The sequence below is a fragment of the Microcystis sp. LE19-84.1B genome (genome assembly GCF_027531875.1).
GTDB classification, from domain to species: domain Bacteria; phylum Cyanobacteriota; class Cyanobacteriia; order Cyanobacteriales; family Microcystaceae; genus Microcystis; species Microcystis panniformis.
Genome location: NZ_JAPZSR010000351.1, coordinates 1 through 17700, shown reverse-complemented (window position 1 = coordinate 17700; position 17700 = coordinate 1). Strand labels below are relative to the sequence as shown.

The following is a 17700-nucleotide window of genomic DNA, read 5'->3' as shown; positions in this document are numbered from 1 at the left end:
TGCCTGTTGCCCCTTGCCTTCAGAAGCTGATAACTGATAACTGATAACTGATAACTGATAACTGATAACTGATAACTGATAACTGATAACTGACAAGGCTGGTACTATATAATAAAAAACGCTCTTTAGTTAGATATTGAGAAAAACATGGAAGTTATCCCCGCTATTGATATTCTCGATGGCAAATGTGTGCGACTTTATCAGGGAGATTACCAACAATCGCAGGTTTTTAACGATAATCCCGCAATAGTGGCGCGAGAATGGGTCAATCAGGGAGCAACCAGATTACATTTAGTCGATTTGGATGGAGCCAAAGAGGGTAAATCGGTTAATTTGTCAACTATTGAAACAATTCTTAATGATATTGCCATCCCAGTGCAGGTGGGGGGTGGACTGCGAGATCTAGAAACGGTCAGTAATCTCCTAAAAATCGGGGTAGAAAAGGCGATTTTAGGGACAGTAGCCGTAGAAAAGCCCGAATTAGTTAGCGAACTTTGTCAAAGCTTTCCGGGGCAAATAATTGTTGGTATTGATGCTCGCGATGGCAAAGTTGCCACCAGGGGTTGGTTAGAAACTTCTGCGCTAGATGCGATCGCTCTTGGTCAAGATATGGCAAAAAGAGGAGCCAGCACGATTATCTACACTGATATTCATCGAGATGGCACGCTTTCTGGCCCTAATCTGGCGGCTTTGCGAGAATTAGCTGAATCTGTCGAAATTCCCGTGATCGCCTCTGGGGGTATTAGTTCCCTGACGGACCTACTGAGTTTATTGTCTTTGGAACCTTTGGGAGTAACGGGGGTAATCGTGGGCCGCGCCCTTTATACTGGTGCAGTGAACCTCTCGGAAGCGATTAACGCGATCGGATCGGGCCGTTGGCAGGATGTACCCCCGAATTTTTTCGCTTAACGGACTTGTTTGAGAGTATCCACCTGTTTATTGAACATATCGGTAAATAGTCCCAAAACAGTGCGATTTTCATTGACTTTGATGTTGACACTCACAGACATCCCCGATTGCAGCGGCAGAGTAGATTTATCCTTCAAAACTAACTCTTGACTGTTCAAGCTTACCCGAACTGGGAACCGATAAAAACGGTGATTTTCGTCGGGAGGTAAAGCATCGGAACCGATCGAGATTACTTCTCCCTTAATATCGCCATATTCACTGTAAGAAAAGGAATCAATGCGAATATCGGCCTTTTGTCCCACGCGCACAAAACCGATGTCTTGGTTAGTCACGTCCACCTCTGCCACTAAACAACCTTTAGCGGCATCTTTGATCTGGGTGGGACAGCCATCGGGAACAATTTTTAACAATGCTTCCGCTTGACTTGGTTGGGGAACAAACCCAGGCCGCGCCTTGAGATCAAAGACCACACCATCGATCGGGGCGGTAATTTTTTGATATTTAATCGTCTGTTGTGCTTGACTAATTTGACTGTCTAGTTCAGCAATGCGCTTGTTGTTATCAATAATAACGCGACTGATCTGACTATCGATTTCAGCAATACTTTTGTAATTGTCCGCCATTTTATCGCGCACATCTTTTTCCGTGATTACTGTGGTATTGATGAGCTTTTCTCGCGCCTGGGAGATCAACAGGGAATAACGCTTTTCTTCCTGTTCCAAACGGGAAATTTCGGCGATGCGGGTTTGTACTTCTTTCTCTTGTTTTTCTCGATCGATTTTGCCGTTAGCCTCTTGCTGCTGCAGTTCATTTTGACGGTCGCTGACTGATTGTTTTTGTTTATTAATCTGATAACGGGAGACCCCCCCTTCATCCCCCAAGGGTTCAATATCCTTAAGAATATTACGCTCGATATCCAAGCCTTCTTGGCCCTGTTTCATCGCATTGGCATTACGAGTCTTAATTTCTTCTAAGACGAAGCGATCATTGATTAATTGCGAGCGGGCATCGGCCAACTGTACCCTGGTTTGGGCTAATTGTTTTTCTAATTGTTCCATTTCCAATCTAGCGGCCGCTTGTCGAGAATTGGACTCCCGTCGGGCAGCCTCTAAACGGGCTAATTCATCTCCTTGTAAAGCAGAGCTAGAGGCACCTTCATTGACCTGTGCTTGATAAAGTTGATTTTCTGCCACCAAAGAGGCACGATTACGGGCTAAATCGGCGATTTCACTCGGTAATTTTAATTGAGCGATCGAACTTTCCACCTGTGCCGGTGTCAGATCCTGCGCCATTAAGAGACGATAGAATTGATTTTCTTTCTCGGCAGTGGTGCGAATTTTTTTCAAGGATTCTAACTGCACTTGCGAGGCACTGGAATCCATTAAAACCAGTACATCCCCTTTGTTAACTCGATCGCCGTCTTTAACTTTTACTTCCTGTACTACCCCATTCACCGGTGATTGTACTTCTTGCACTTTCCCCTGGGGTTTAAGTTGTCCTTGGGCGCCCACCACCTGCTCGATTTTGGCGAGGGCTGACCAAATTAAAGCGGCAGTGGTGACACTCATTAATGTCCAGATAATCGTCCGCGACCAAATGGGTGATTGTTTCAGGATCACCGATTGTTCTGGTGGGCTGAAAGTGGGTAAAGAAGGGGTAATACTTTTATTTTTCGTGGTAGTAGCCACGTTTTTACCCGCTTGGGTCAGTTCATCGCTTTTACCATTGCCGTTGCCGTTTTGACCGTTGTTAGAATTACCGTTCATGAAGATTCTCCTATATTTAGGGTTTGCTGAAAAAGTTTTTCGTGGGGGTAGGGTGTGACCTCCCCCAACCCCCCCGACATCGGGGGGGCAGGTGGGGTGTAGGGTGTGGGGTTTTACCGATTTTCAGGCGGTCAATTACCTAATTTTCAGGGAAAAAGTGCCTAAATTTCCCCCCCGATCACTCCAAAGGCTGGTACTTTTTGATTTCAAAAAAGCCTAAAAATATTATCCAACAAGGTTTTTAGATTTATTCAGCCAGCCCTATTTATTTTTTCAGTGATCAGTGAACCGATAACCGATAACTGATAACTGATAACTGATAACTGATAACTGATAACTGATAACTGACGACCGACTGACTAGATTTGCGAATCCTGTTGTTTATAGAGAGTATAGTAAAGGCCTTTTTTGGCCATTAATTCCTCGTGGGTGCCTTCCTCCGCTACTGTCCCTTTATCCATCATGACAATAATATCGGCGGATTTGATCGAAGCTAAACGATGGGTAATAAAGAAGACCGTATGATCCTTGAAAGCTTCCTTGAGATTCAGACACACTTGCCGTTCAGTGTTATAGTCGAGGGCGCTGGTGGCCTCATCAAGAATGAGAATTTGCGGTCTTTGCAGGACGGAACGAGCGATCGCAACCCGTTGTCGTTGTCCCCCCGATAGGGATGCCCCCCGTTCACCGACGCGGGTATTATAGCCATTGGGCAGGGTCATAATAAATTCGTGGGCTGCGGCTGCTTTCGCTGCCGAGACAATTTCCTCCACAGTCGCATCGGGGTTAGTCAGGGCGATATTTTCCTGTACCGTACCGTCAAATAATAGGGTTTCTTGGGGAACCATGCCGATTTGACGACGCAGGGAATAGAGTTCCACTTTGTTGATATCATAGCCATCGATGAGAATCCGTCCCGATTCTGGCTCGTAGAGACGGGCTAATAGTTTAGTGATGGTACTTTTTCCGGCGCCACTTTCTCCCACCAAAGCGACAAAAGTACCGGCGGGGAATTCTAAGTTGACGTTGTATAGTTGCAGGGCGCCGTGGGGATTGAAGCGGAAAGCGAGGTTTTCGTAGGTGACAGTGCCTTTAATTAAGGGCATGGGGATGTTTTGGCGATCGAGTTCCGCTTCTTGGGGAGTATCGACGATATCGGCTAATCTTTCCAGGGATAAGCCAGTTTCTTGGAAGTTTTGCCAGAGTTGGGTCAAACGCAGAATCGGCGAGGTAACGTAGGAAGCGATAATCCGGAAGGCGATTAATTGACCAAGGCTGAGTTTTCCGTCTAAAACTAAGGCTGCTCCCACCCACAGCACCAATAAACCCGATAATTGGTTAAAGAAGTGACTAAAGGAGCCAGCCAAAGTTGAGGTCATTACCGTTTGAAAACCTTCGGCCACATAGCGTGCATAACGTTCTTGCCACTGCCAACGGGAACGCAATTCGATATTCTGTGCTTTTACTGTTTGGATTCCCGTCATCACCTCCACTAGATAGGATTGGGTTTCGGCGTTTCGTTCGGCCTTTGCTCGCAGTTGTCGCCGCACGATCGGTGCGAAAATAGCTGTGGAGAGAACTAAAATCGGCACGACTCCCAGCGCCCAGAAGGTTAGGATCGGGCTATAGATCAACATAACCACGATGTAGATAACCGAGAAAATGGCATCTAATACCACCGTTAGGGCTGTACCCGTTAAAAATTGCCGAATATTCTCTAACTCGTTGATTCTTGTCGAAATTTCCCCCACGGGCCGCCGTTCAAAGTATTTCAGGGGTAAGCGCAGCAGGTGATCGATAATTTCTGAACCGAGGGTCATGTCGATGCGGTTAGTGGTATCGACAAAAAGAGATGTTCTCAAAAAGGTTAAAATCCCCTCAAAAACGGCAATTACTAAGAGGAAAACCCCGAGGGTGTTCAGAGTTTCTGGGCTATTCTGCACGATCACTTTATCGATGATCACCTGAATCATCAAGGGATTGGCCAGGGCAAATAACTGCACGAAGAAAGAAGCGATAAAAACTTCTATTAAGACTCGTTTATGTTTCTTGACAGAAGGCCAAAACCATGATAATCCAAAACGCTGTTGCTGGGTGTGTTTGGTGGGTTTGAGCAGAATTACTTCCCCTTTTTCGTCCCAAGATTCCAGAAATTCGCTGGTTTTGCGTTTAATTATCCCCCTTTGGGGAACGGCGATCGTGGTTTCCCGTTGATTGATTTCGTAGAGGATAACGATGCTGTCTTGCCAGCGAATTAGGGCAGGAGGGTTGATATTGGGCAAGGAAGTAGCAGGTAAAGGTACTAATTGGCTATGGAGTCCCACTACCTCGGCCACAGCCCCACACAGGGGCAGGGAAAGGCTGCCAGTTCTTTGCAGTTGATCCCCTAGAATGCGTTGGATCACGTCTTTGCGAAAGGGGATATTAAAATATTTGCAGAGCATCTGAAAACAGGCACTCACCGCCTCTAGTTCCGTTTTTCCCCCGAAAAAAGGATATGACTTGCGGTTTTTCTGGACAGTTTTTTCAAGGTCGATATCGCTGGTGATGTCGCTGATTCTTCCTTGGGGGATATCTAATACCTGGGTGGGTTTATTTCCCTTGATGACTTGGGTTTCCCAGATATCATCTGTTTCTGTTTCCGCAGCCGCTTCGGTTGCAACTGTCAAGAATTCGTCTAACTGAGCGGAGGAAAGACCTAATAAGCGGGTGTTAGTCAGATTATTCTGGGTGATAACTGTGCCGATAGGATAATTATCAGTATTTTCGCTGACTAACCAGAGATAATCATCGTTAATCTGGTCGTAGGACACACAAGCTTTGTTTAAAAGGGCCTGTGCCATTTCTTTCAGGTCCCCCCCACCCCAGGCCTGTTGATTAAGATAGGAGCCTAGGAGGGCATAAACTTCGGCGATCGAGGTTTGTTCAAAGAAATACTGCTTAAATTCTCGGTAATTATTGATTAAAGACCAAAAATCCTCTTCTTTTAAGGTTAAACAGATCGTGACTTCCGAAGAAGCGATCACCGTTTCACAGGGGCTACCGCGCAGGAGACTGATCCACCCGAATAAATCGCCCGGCTGCAATTTAGCCAAAGTAACCGGCAACGGATTGTTAACCCTAGCATCGTAACCCAAAAGTCTGGCCTCTCCCTCGTAGAGAAAGACGAGGTGAGAAGGTAAGCGGTCGCACTTAAGGATCGCATTGCCCATCTCATAGCGAAGGGGTTGTAATTTCTGGCCTAGAGAACGTCTAACCTCGACGGGCAGGCGATCAAAGGGCTGTACAGTCTCCAGAAAGGCGGTAAAATCTAAAGTGGTATAACTCATTGGCTGGGCGAAAATTGACTAGATTGGCAAATAATTAGGCGAAAAGACCGGGTAAACCCGGTTTTCCGAGGAATGCTATTATATAACCGATAACTGCTCGCTATTAACTGGGGTTGATTCGGAGATAAATTTCACTGTTTGCATTTGAGTCATTAACCATTGTTGGAATAAATCATTGCGTAAGCGTTGACGGGTGGGAGGATCCAGTTCACAGGATAAATATTTTTCTAACCGGACAATTACTACCCATTCTCCCACTTGCGTCGGTGGCCACAGTTGCCCCGGTTTACACGCTTTGAGAATTTGCCCGATCTGGGGATGGGGAGCGCTCAGTTCCACAGGTCCGATTAGTCCTCCGGTTTCCGCTTCTGCTCCTTGGGAGTATTTTTTAGCTAGTTCAGCGAAGCTAGTTTCTCGATCCTGTATCCGGAAAAATAGTTCTTGGGCAATGCCGATATTTTTTGTCCGAATCAGCGAATAAACCACCTTATCCAATTGATTTTTGACTTGCAAGAAGTAGGATTCTACTTTGTTATCCCAAGTCTCCTGTTTAAATTTTTCCAATTTAATGTCCCGCAGAATTAGATATTCTAGTTGTTCGGAATCCATCCCGTTTTGTCGTAACCAAGATTTCATTTGTTCATCGTTGGCAATTTGATTATTTTGGTAGAAACGGGAATAGGCGGCGTTTCTTTCTTCGGGATTGCAGGTGATATTGGCGATCGCTCGATCAACAATTACTTCCCGGATTAACTGGGGTAACATACCATATTTTGCCAAAAGAGGCAATACCTCTGACTCGCTAAGTTTTTGGTCGCCGATTTCAATAATTGAACTCATAATAAATACATTTTCCTCACAGAAATGTTTAAAACTATCAACTCTAGGAGCTTCTAAATTTTATTGAGGTGATTATACGCCAAAACAGCAATTTTAAGGCACCCCTCCCTATTCTAATTTGAGTTTTCCCCTTTGAAAGCCGAAAATTACAGAAATTAAACAAACAAGTCGGTCATCTTGGTGGGTGTGGGGTGTAGGGTGTGACCCCCCCAACCCCCCCGACATCGGGGGGGCAGGGGGGTGTGGGGTGTGGGGTGTGGGGAGTTTTCTCAGTGAACTGATAACTGATAACTGATAACTGATAACTGATAACTGACTCCTAACCCCACCAACAGATTTATTCAGCCAACCCTAATTAATTTTTCATGGTTCAAAAACGGCAAAAATAAGGATTAAATGGCATAAAATATGTAAATAGACGATTTAATTGATTATTATTCATTCTTAATTCTCCTGACTACTGACTAATGGCTACTGACTCTCAACCCTAACAACGATTTTTGATTTCTGCAAGAGGTCTAATATGCAACCCTTTTCCCTGCATTTGCGGAAAATTTTTTGATTTATGCAAGAGTTCTAATGATAGAATGTAATCCTGTACTGCCTTGGAGAGGTGGCAGAGTGGTCGATTGCGCTCGACTTGAAATCGAGTAACCAGCAATGGTTCGTGGGTTCAAATCCCACCCTCTCCGTACTCAACCAATCAAATTTGGACTCCGGTTGCCCGATTGTTCTTAGAGAGGGGAAAATAAAATATACTAGGCTAAAAGGATAATATTGAGGCAGTAGCCCCCCGGCATGGTTTTTTGGAAAAGATTGTTTAATAGCTCGGAAGTCACTGCATCACCTGACTATTCGGGAGACTTGGTAGAGGTTGCCCAGAATGACCTCGGACAGACGCGAGTGTTTTTTAGTACCGATCGAGAGCTAGACCTATATGAGTTAGAAGAACTTTGTGACTCGGTAGGTTGGGCCCGTCGTCCTTTACGCAAAGTTAAAAAGGCGATCGAATGTAGTTTTTTAGTGGTGTCGATGTGGGAAGTGCGAGGTAATCGCCGTCGTTTAGTGGGTTTTGCTCGTGCCACTTCCGATCATGCTTTTAATGCTACAGTCTGGGATGTGGTTGTTCATCCTCACTATCAAAGTAAGGGTTTTGGTAAAGCATTAATGAAATTTATGATCAGGAAGTTGCGGGGTGAGGACATCAGTAATATAACTCTTTTCGCCGATCCGCAGGTGGTGGATTTCTATCGTCGTCTCGGTTTTGTTCTCGATCCCGAAGGTATCAAAGGGATGTTTTGGTATCCCGATTAAGAATGCGGCTCTTAGGCTATACTAAAAAAAGAGTTTACTTCGGGATGTAGCGCAGCTTGGTAGCGCGCCTGCTTTGGGAGCAGGATGCCGCAGGTTCAAATCCTGTCATCCCGACTGGAGAGAAAATTCTTCAAATCCTTACTTTGTCTCCTTTCCGGTTGACAAAAAAGGCTGCCTTCTTTTATTGCCAAACTCTGGTGAGTTAGCGGGAAAAGTAGGGAGTTTGGGGAGAGAAGGAGGAGGTTTTTGGGGAATAACAAGGGTTTTTCCGGCCACTCCTCCTTTTAAGATATCTACAGACGATTATTCTTCTTCGTAATCCCCCTCGAAATCGTCCTCATCCCCTTCCTCATCGGCTTCTGACCAGCTGTCGCTGATGGGTTGGCGACTAAAGCGACTGCTGCCGCGGGAGGAGAGGAAAGCCATTTCATCATCCTCTAAATCGACCACATCACCCTCAGCGTAGGCGCGAGCGGTTTGATCGTCAAGAATCATATCGCTATCGTCACTACTATCGCCGAAACCGGGACGAGGAGGGAAACTGGGACTGCTGGGGGCAGCGTAATAACCACGATTGTTGTTGTAGTTATATTCCTCCTCTGGGGGGGTGTAATCGCTGATCCCCGCCATGTTTTCGTGGGAATTGAAGCCAGTACCCGCCGGAATCAGACGACCGATAATCACGTTTTCCTTGAGACCCCGTAACCAGTCGGACTTGCCTTCGATCGCCGCTTCCGTGAGGACGCGGGTGGTTTCTTGGAAGGAGGCGGCACTGATAAAGCTATCGGTATTCAGGGAAGCTTTGGTGATTCCCAGTAGTACAGGCGTATATTTAGCCGCCGCCCCGCCGGTGATTGACATGGCTTCGTTTACCGTCTCCACCTGTCGCAATTCCAACAATTCCCCGGGCAACATACTGGTATCACCGCCGTCATCGATCCGCACCTTAGAAGTCATCTGACGCACGATCACTTCGATGTGTTTATCGGCAATATCGATCCCCTGGGATTGGTAAACCGACTGTACCTGATCAACGAGGAACATCTGGGTTTTTTCCAAGGCTTTTAAGGCCGCTTCGTAACTGCCCAAGCTATCCACATAATAATTAAAGAACACCTCTAAAATCTCGTGGGGATTAGCCTGACCATCGGTTAACGCCTGACCCGCATCGATACGCTGATTATCGCTCACCAGGGGGTTTTGACTGCCTAAAAGCGGATATTCACTGATCGTGCCGTCATCCTCGACCACCTTAATATCGACAATCTCAGAATCTTGGTACTCCACTTGACAAACTCCCGGTTTGCGTGCTAAGACACAAGCCTCTTTCGGTTTGCGGGCTTCGAGCAGTTCTTCGATTCTGGGTAAACCTTGAATGATATCCCCGGTTTTCGAGCGCTCAAACACCAACAGCACCAAATTATCGCCCCGTTGGACAAGATCTCCCTCATCGATGTGCAGAATGGCCCCCGCCGATACTCGGTAGGGTCGGGCCTTACGCAGACGGATTTCATAGCCGGTGGTGGTTTGGTCAACGGCCAGCACTTGACCGGAATTGGGGGCTAAAACTCCAGTGCCGATCTCGGTTTCGGCGATTACCAGATCCCCGGCTTTGACGGTGGGAGCAACGGCGAGCGGGAGAATAAACTCGTCACGGTCACTGACAATTAAAAGACGGCGTACCGCTTCGCTTCCCTTGCGAATCCCGCGAATTTCTCCAGCTTCCTTGCACTGGATTTCTGTCCGGGCCACCACTGCCCCCGGTGGAATTTCATCGCCATCTTGGACGAGAACGCGAGTCTGAATATTACCCCCTAAAGGATCATTATCACTATCTCGACGCAGCACCAGGGATTCGAGAATAACTAACTGTAAACGCTGACAATCGCTGTCCTCAATCGGTTCTAACTCGATATCGGCCGTCAGATGGGAGACCGATTCTGGTTCTTCGCTAGAAATTTCTAGGACTAATTGGGTGCTGATCAGTTGACAACCCTCGACGGATTTAACTCTTTCCCCGTCTTTAAAGAAAATGCGCTGCACCGATCGCAGTTCGATATGTCGTCCTCCTTCTTGGTTAGCGGAACCTTGGGTGGGAGAAGTGGATTGGTCTTCTACGGTGAACTCCTGTACTGGTCGCAGCAGTAATCCTAAACCCTCGTTAGTTTCCACCCATTCCGCTTGCCGTAACTCCTCGATCGTCACTTCGGGAGTCAACTGTGTCCCCGGGTAAATTAACTGTTCTTGGGCAATTCCGGAGGATTCTGGTTCGAGATCCATAAATAACAGCCCCGGTTTCACAATAATCTCCCGGAGGATGTCATTTTTCTGGATCACTTCCACCACACCGCTAGAGTTGCAGAAGATGTCTTTAACCACTTCTTCCCCTGCTTCCACATACTGCCCATCTTCCACCTGTAAGAGGGAGATATCTTTATTGACTTCGTGGGTTTCTTCGGGAATCCAGAGGATCGTGCCGCCTTTGGTGATTTCATAACCCTGTTTACGGCTGCCTTTGGCGACTTCGATATCGACGTATTTAATCATCCCGCCGGTGTGGGTTTGATAGCGATCATCGATTAACTCGGCGACAATGGCATGATTCTGTACTTTTGTCCCCGGAGTGGTTTTCAGCAGGAAGCGCTGACCATCGACCGTATGAATAATAAATTGTTCCCGACCAGCGCTACTTTCCACTTTTACTTCGGCCTGATCCAAAGACACGGAAGCGGTGACGATATCGATTTCCCGGCTATTGGGGGCTAAACGCACCAAACCGCCGTTAGTGGATACTAACTTAGTTTCCGCTAGAACATCCCCCACTTGTACTTGATCGCCGTTACTGACCACAGGTTCGGCCCCGGTTGGCAAGTTATAGACTTCTCCGGAGAGAATCCATAGTAATCCCCCCCGTTGGGCGATGCGGGTGGTATTGCCTTGGCGATCGGTTTTTTCCTCTGGGACTAATTGCGAGAATAGCACCTCGCCGGCTAAGTCACTGGTTACGTCTTTTGTGGCTTTTTCCGTGGATTTTTGGACTTTATCGGAGGTTATTTCCGCTAGTAACTGTTCCTCGCTTACCGTTGCCCCATCGGTGACAAATAGCAGCGACCCCGGAGTTAAAGAGTAGGTGACAGTTTCTTTAGTTTTATCCTTGGGTGTTAATTTAATTTCCCCCGGTGCCTCCACCTGGTCCCGTTCATCCCCGTGGCGAGTTCGCACGTTACGGATACTTAACCCCGGCAGAAAACGCACGGTTCCCTCGAAGGGACTCCGCACTTGTCGGGCCACTTCTCCGGTAAATACGCCCCCGGTGTGGAAGGTACGCATGGTTAACTGAGTCCCCGGTTCCCCGATCGATTGGGCGGCAATAATTCCCACTGCTTCCCCCATATCCACCGGATGACCGTGGGCCAGACTCCAACCGTAACAGGTTTGACAAACCGAGCGGGCCGCTTCACAGGTTAAGGGGCTGCGGACTTTGATTTTATCGACCAGTTTGCCCAGTTTTTCGGCGGTTTCATCATCGATAATCTGGTTGCGGGTGGCGATCACTTCTCCCTTGACCACCACATCTTCGGCCAAGGAACGACCTAATAGGCGATCGCTTAAGGGAATTAACACGCGATCGCCATCGGTCATAGCAGTTAATTCGATGTAACGATTGGTGCCACAATCTGCCTCGCGGACGATGACATCTTGGGACACATCCACTAGACGACGGGTCAGATAACCGGAATCTGCCGTCCGTAGGGCCGTATCAACTAAACCTTTGCGCGCCCCGTAGGAGGAAATAACGTATTCGGTAACGGTCAATCCTTCCCGGAAGTTAGTCTTAATCGGGAGGTCAATAATTTCCCCCTGGGGATTAGCCATTAATCCCCGCATTCCCACTAACTGACGCACTTGGCTCATATTACCCCGCGCCCCGGAGAAAGCCATCATATAGACGGAGTTGAGGGGATCGGTCACTTGGAAGTTGCGAATTACTTCATCTTTAAGCGATTCGGATGTACTATTCCATGTATCAATTACTTTTTGGAAGCGTTCCACTTCGGTGATTTCCCCGCGCACATAACGCTGTTCGGTTTGCCGGATTTCCTGTTCGGCACTTTCGATCATCTGTCGTTTAGCCGGCGGTACGGTTAAATCATCCACACTAATGGAAACCCCTGCTTTGGTAGCGAAACGAAACCCGAGGTTTTTCAATTCATCGGCCATTTGTGAACAGCGCGCCGAACCGTAGTTTTGATAGGCCCAAGCGATCAGTTTTTTCAGTTTTCCTTTGTCAACAGTTTGGTTATAAAACATCTCGATCCCAGTAACAAGTAAACAGCTATTAGCTATCAGCCATCGGTGAACAGTAACAATATTGGTTATAGGGGTTAGGTGTGGGGTGTTGGGGTTTTAGGGTGTTGGGGTTTTAGGGTTTTAGGGTTTTAGGGTGTTGGGGTGTTGGGGTTTTAGGGTTTTAGGGTTTTAGGGTTTTAGGGTTTTAGTTGAATTCCCCCATTCCCCCATTCCCCCATTCCCCCATTTCCCCATTTCCCCATTTCCCCATTTCCCCATTTCCCCATCACCTGACTTCTCACTGATAACTGATAACTGCTCACTGATAACTGAAATTACACTTCCGATTCTTCTTCCTCAAAGTCTTCCGTGGTTAAAGATTCGTAGGTGGGGCGAGAGGGGGCGCGACGACCGACATCGACCATCAGATCCACCTCCACATCGCGGGAAGTACCATCGGGGGCATTTTCCACCTTGTGAACGGCGATATCGAGGCCGAGGGATTGCAATTCTCGCATCAAAACCTTAAAGGATTCTGGCGTACCTGGGCGGGGAATCGGCTTGCCTTTTACGATCGCATTTAAGGCCTCATTTCGTCCTTGCATATCATCAGATTTCACCGTGAGCAATTCCTGCAAGGTATAGGCTGCCCCGTAGGCCTCCAGGGCCCAGACTTCCATTTCTCCGAAGCGTTGACCCCCCTGTTGAGCTTTACCGCCCAGGGGTTGCTGAGTAACCAAGGAGTAGGGGCCGGTAGAACGGGCGTGAATTTTATCATCAACTAGGTGAACCAGTTTTAACATATAGGCCATACCGACGGTAACGGGACGGTCAAAGGGTTCGCCGGTGCGACCATCGTAAACCGTGACTTTACCTGCGTGTTCTTCCTTGAACACCCAATCGCGATTGGGTTTTTTCGAGGCATTTTCTAGCAATCCGTGGACGGTTAAACGGCTGGCTTCTTCCCCATACATTTCATCAAAGGGAGTAATCTTAAAGCGCACGCCCAGATTTTCGCCAGCCCAACCCAGTAAACATTCAAACACCTGACCGACGTTCATGCGACTGGGAACCCCTAGGGGATTGAGAACGATATCGACGGGACGACCATCGGGGAGGTAGGGCATATCTTCTAGGGGTAGAATCCGAGAAATAATCCCTTTATTGCCGTGACGACCCGCCATTTTATCGCCCACTTGGATTTTGCGTTTTTGGGCAACGTAAACCCGTACCACCATATTGGCCCCGGGGGGTAATTCATCTCCCTGTTCGCGAGTAAATACCCGCACATCCACTACCCGGCCTTTTTCGCCGTTGGGGACGCGGAGGGAGTTATCCCGTACATCCCGGGCCTTTTCGCCGAAAATTGCCCGCAGTAGTTTTTCTTCGGGGGGTTGGTCTGATTCGCCTTTCGGGGTGACTTTCCCCACGAGAATATCGCTGGCTTCTACCCAGGCACCGATGCGAATAATACCGCGTTCATCGAGGTTTCGCAGGGCATCTTCACCGACGTTGGGAATTTCCCTGGTGATTTCCTCAGGTCCGAGTTTAGTTTGACGAGCTTCGATTTCGTATTTTTCAATGTGGATGCTGGTGTAGGTGTCTTGTGCCACCAGTCTTTCGCTGATTAAAATCGCGTCTTCGTAGTTATAGCCTTCCCAGGGCATATAGGCGACGAGGATATTCTGGCCGAGGGCGATTTCTCCTCCTTCGGTGGCGGAACCATCGGCGAGGATCTGCCCCGGCACAACTTGTTCCCCTTGATAGACTAAAGGACGCTGATTTAGGCAGGTATCTTGGTTAGAGCGTTGATATTTCTGAATTTCGTACTCGATCTCGCTCTTGCCAAAAATCTCTTTGTCTTCATCCGCCACTTTGATGCGAATCCGGTTAGCATCGACGTAGGAAACGACCCCATTGGTACGGGAAACGATGACCATGCCGGAGTCGCGAGCGGCCTGTGCTTCCAATCCGGTACCCACAAGGGGACGTTCGGGACGCAGCAGGGGAACCGCTTGTCGCTGCATATTAGACCCCATCAGGGCGCGGTTAGCGTCGTCGTGTTCGAGGAAGGGAATCAGGGAAGTGGCCACCGAGACAATTTGGACGGGGGAAACACAAACGTAGTCCACTTGTTCGGGGGAGGTGGTGGAGAATTCCTGCCGATAGCGCACTGGGATAGTTTCGCCGAGGATATAACCATTTTCATCGGTGGCCACGTCTCCCGGTGCGACTCTGAGATCGTCTTCTTCGTCGGCGGTGAGGTATTTAACGGGGAGATCGTAGCGGACTCGGCCATTTTCCACCGCATAACAGGGGGTTTCAATAAAACCGTAGTCGTTGACGCGGGCGTAGGTGGCCAGGGAACCGATTAAACCGGCGTTGGGACCTTCTGGGGTTTCCACGGGACAGATGCGACCGTGGTGGGAGGGGTGAATGTCGCGCACGGCAAAACCGGCCCGTTCCCGGGTGAGACCGCCAGGTCCAAGGGCGGAAATACGGCGTTTATGGGTCAATTCCGCTAGGGGATTGGTTTGATCCATGAACTGGGAGAGTTGCGAGGAACCAAAGAATTCTTTAATCGCCGCTACTAGGGGTTTCGGGTTGACTAGGGAAGCGGGGGTGAGGTTTTGGGATTCGCTGACGGTCATCCGTTCCCGAATGATTCTTTCTAAGCGGTTTAAACCTACTCGCACTTGGTTTTGGAGCAGTTCACCCACGGAACGGACGCGACGGTTGCCGAGGTGGTCGATGTCGTCGGTGTTACCGATGTCAAATTCGAGGTTAATTAGGTAGTCGATCGCCGCTAAGATGTCGGTGGTGGTCAGGACGCGCTGGTTATCGGGGACGTTGAGGCGTAGTTTTTTGTTGAGTTTATAACGACCAACGCGACCGAGATCGTAGCGTTTATTGTCAAAAAAGCGCGATTCGAGCAGTTGTTGCCCGCCAGTGACGGTGGGAGGTTCCCCGGGGCGTAGTTTGCGGTAGAGGTCGAGCAGGGCCTCTTCTTCGCTGGGATTGCCTTCTTTGTCGAGGGTTTTTTGGTAGAATTCGGGATGGCGTAGGGAGTCAAAGATTTCGTTATCGCTCAATCCGATCGCTTTCAGGAGAACTTGGGCGGATAATTTACGGGTTTTGTCGATTCTGACCCAGACTAAGCCGTTTTTGTCGGTTTCAAATTTTAACCAAGCTCCTCGGTTGGGAATCAGGGAAGCGGAGTAGGTACGGCGACCATTTTTGTCGATTTCGGCTTTGTAGTAAACGCCGGGAGAACGGACGATCTGATTGACGATGACTCGTTCGGCCCCGTTAATGATAAAGGTTCCCCGTTCGGTCATCAGGGGTAAATCGCCGATAAAAACTTCCTGTTCGATGTTTTCTCCCGTTTCTTTGTTGATTAGACGGGTGGGAACGTACATCTGAACGGAATAGCTGCTATCGCGTCGTTTGGCTTCATCGACGTTGTATTTCGGTTCTTTGAGTCTGTAGTCCTGGCCAAGGAAATGTAGTTCTAATTTACCTGTATAGTCGCTGATGGGGGAAAAGCTATTCAGTTCCTCGATCAGTCCTTCTTCCAAAAACCACCGAAAACTGGAGTGTTGGATTTCGATGAGGTCGGGTAAGAGATTAAAGGTAAGATTGTTCATTATGGTTACAAGGGCTGATGACACGATAGCGACGGTCGAATATCAGTGAGCAGTGAGGGGTTGGGTGATGGGGTTTTAGGGTGATGGGGTTTTAGGGTGATGGGGTTTTAGGGTTTTAGTTGAATTCCCCCATTTCCCCATTTCCCCATCTCCCCATTCCCTGCTCTGTGCTAATAAACTATGTTTTTTAACTGGGGAGTTGAAATAAGTTGCGGGCGTTGTGGGTGGTTTGTTCGGCTAGGGTTTCGACCGGATAGCCGCGCAGACGGGCGACGGTTTCGGCTACATGGAAGACGAAAGAGGGTTCACAGGGTTTACCGCGGTGGGGATTGGGGGAGAGAAAGGGGCAATCGGTTTCGATTAGTAGGCGATCGCTGGGAACAATTTGGGCGGCAGCTTGCACGGTTTTACTGTTTTTGAAGGTGACGATGCCGCTAAAGCTGATATAAAAACCCAAATCTAAAAACCATTGAGTTTCTTCGGGGTTGCCAGTCCAGCAGTGCATCACACCGCCAATTTTGCCCACTTGTTGCCGAAAGGCGCTGATTTCCTCCCGCATTGCCAGGGCTGCATCTCGACAATGGATAATCACGGGTTTATCGAGACGATGGGCGATTTCTAGTTGCGTCCAAAACACCTGTTTTTGCTGCTCTTGGTTATCCGCTTTATAGAAGTCTAAACCCATTTCTCCGATCGCCACGACGCGCCGATCAGATCGGGCTAGGGATTCGATCTGATCGGCACTATTATCTCGCCATTTTTGGGCATCTAGGGGATGTAAACCGACGGCGAAGGAAATTTCCTGAAATTGATCAGCAATGGCTTTAATCGCCGCAAATTCTTCCGGTTCGACACAGGAGTGAACCAGATGAACGACTCCCACACTTCGCCAACGTTCGGAGATAGCGGGCAAGTCGGCTTGCAAAACGTCAAAGTTCAGATGAACGTGCGTATCTATTAATTGCATCGACCCCCGATCGCTTGTTGCGTCTGTCCTGATTACAGCTTAATTGTTTCTTAGGAAGCTTGGCTAACTTTTTGCAAAGCTTTGGCTAAACTGGCTTTTTTTCTAGCGCCGTTGTTCCGGTGCAAGACGTTGCGCTTGACGGCTTTATCGATTTTACTGTAAGCTTCTGATAGAGCTTGTTGGGCGCTTTCTAACCCTTCCGGGCTGGGGTTAGCTCCGTAGGAAGAGACGGCGACAAGACATTTTTTGATCAGGGTTCTTACGGCTGACTTGTACGCTTTGTTGCGTAGACGATTTCTTTCGGAGATTTGGACTCGTTTGAGTGCAGACTTTGTATTAGCCACAGTCGTTTCTTGTTCTCAATACTGGTATGGTTAATCCGGACACAGACAAACCATGATAACAGATTTGTGCTATTTGTTGCAAGAGTTTTCTGGACAAGATTGGGGCAATCCCAGAGATATTTTCAGGATTGGGTTCCCACCGATGGGGAAGTGTAGTTGACATCCTCGCCGCCCTAAAAGTGCGGCGATTCCTAAACCTCACGATTTAAGTTTCTGCTTCCACCACCGTCGCATACCACAGTTAAAAAACCATGTACTGTCTTACACAGAGTCCACAGACTTTCGCCCCATTTC

At 48.2% G+C, this 17700-nt stretch carries 9 protein-coding genes and 2 tRNA genes; 4 read left to right on the top strand and 7 right to left on the bottom strand.

Annotated features, from left to right (window positions below; all coding sequences use genetic code 11):
* Positions 1–147 precede the first annotated feature (147 nt).
* Positions 148–909 carry a 1-(5-phosphoribosyl)-5-[(5-phosphoribosylamino)methylideneamino]imidazole-4-carboxamide isomerase gene (hisA, locus tag O9324_RS20000; RefSeq protein ID WP_288141121.1) on the top strand — a complete coding sequence of 254 codons (762 nt, stop codon included), beginning with the start codon at positions 148–150 and terminating at the stop codon, positions 907–909.
* On the opposite strand, the gene O9324_RS19995 is transcribed toward hisA, so the two are convergent.
* From O9324_RS19995 to O9324_RS19985, 3 genes are all read right to left on the bottom strand, one after another.
* Positions 906–2675 carry a beta-barrel domain-containing protein gene (locus tag O9324_RS19995; protein WP_288141120.1) on the bottom strand — a complete coding sequence of 590 codons (1770 nt, stop codon included), beginning with the start codon at positions 2673–2675 and terminating at the stop codon, positions 906–908. The genes hisA and O9324_RS19995 overlap by 4 nt on opposite strands.
* Before the next feature lie 359 nt (positions 2676–3034).
* Positions 3035–6004 carry a peptidase domain-containing ABC transporter gene (locus tag O9324_RS19990; RefSeq protein WP_288141119.1) on the bottom strand — a complete coding sequence of 990 codons (2970 nt, stop codon included), beginning with the start codon at positions 6002–6004 and terminating at the stop codon, positions 3035–3037.
* A 78-nt stretch (positions 6005–6082) separates the two neighbouring features.
* Positions 6083–6844 carry a peptidylprolyl isomerase gene (locus O9324_RS19985; RefSeq protein WP_002765313.1) on the bottom strand — a complete coding sequence of 254 codons (762 nt, stop codon included), beginning with the start codon at positions 6842–6844 and terminating at the stop codon, positions 6083–6085.
* A gap of 607 nt (positions 6845–7451) precedes the next feature.
* On the opposite strand from O9324_RS19985, the gene O9324_RS19980 reads away from it, so the two are divergent.
* The 3 genes from O9324_RS19980 (at position 7452) to O9324_RS19970 (ending at position 8272) form a co-directional block, all read left to right on the top strand.
* Positions 7452–7536, top strand: a tRNA-Ser gene (locus O9324_RS19980).
* A gap of 106 nt (positions 7537–7642) precedes the next feature.
* Positions 7643–8158 carry a GNAT family N-acetyltransferase gene (locus O9324_RS19975; protein ID WP_002736326.1) on the top strand — a complete coding sequence of 172 codons (516 nt, stop codon included), beginning with the start codon at positions 7643–7645 and terminating at the stop codon, positions 8156–8158.
* A gap of 40 nt (positions 8159–8198) precedes the next feature.
* A tRNA-Pro gene (locus tag O9324_RS19970) sits at positions 8199–8272 on the top strand.
* A gap of 189 nt (positions 8273–8461) precedes the next feature.
* Here the strand turns inward: O9324_RS19970 and O9324_RS19965 are convergent.
* The 4 genes from O9324_RS19965 to rpsT all read right to left on the bottom strand — a co-directional run bounded on the left by O9324_RS19965 (position 8462) and on the right by rpsT (position 17406).
* A complete protein-coding gene (locus O9324_RS19965) occupies positions 8462–12469 on the bottom strand; it encodes a DNA-directed RNA polymerase subunit beta' (protein WP_288141118.1) in 4008 nt (1335 codons plus the stop codon).
* A 314-nt stretch (positions 12470–12783) separates the two neighbouring features.
* Positions 12784–16095 carry a DNA-directed RNA polymerase subunit beta gene (gene rpoB, locus O9324_RS19960; RefSeq protein WP_002765311.1) on the bottom strand — a complete coding sequence of 1104 codons (3312 nt, stop codon included), beginning with the start codon at positions 16093–16095 and terminating at the stop codon, positions 12784–12786.
* Between the two features lie 187 nt (positions 16096–16282).
* On the bottom strand, positions 16283–17062 hold the full coding sequence (locus O9324_RS19955) for a TatD family hydrolase (protein ID WP_287627242.1): 780 nt from the start codon (positions 17060–17062) through the stop codon (positions 16283–16285).
* Positions 17063–17112: 50 nt separating this feature from the next.
* Positions 17113–17406 (bottom strand): 30S ribosomal protein S20, encoded by a 294-nt coding sequence (rpsT, locus tag O9324_RS19950; protein WP_002786973.1) that lies wholly within the window; start codon positions 17404–17406, stop codon positions 17113–17115.
* Positions 17407–17700 lie beyond the last annotated feature (294 nt).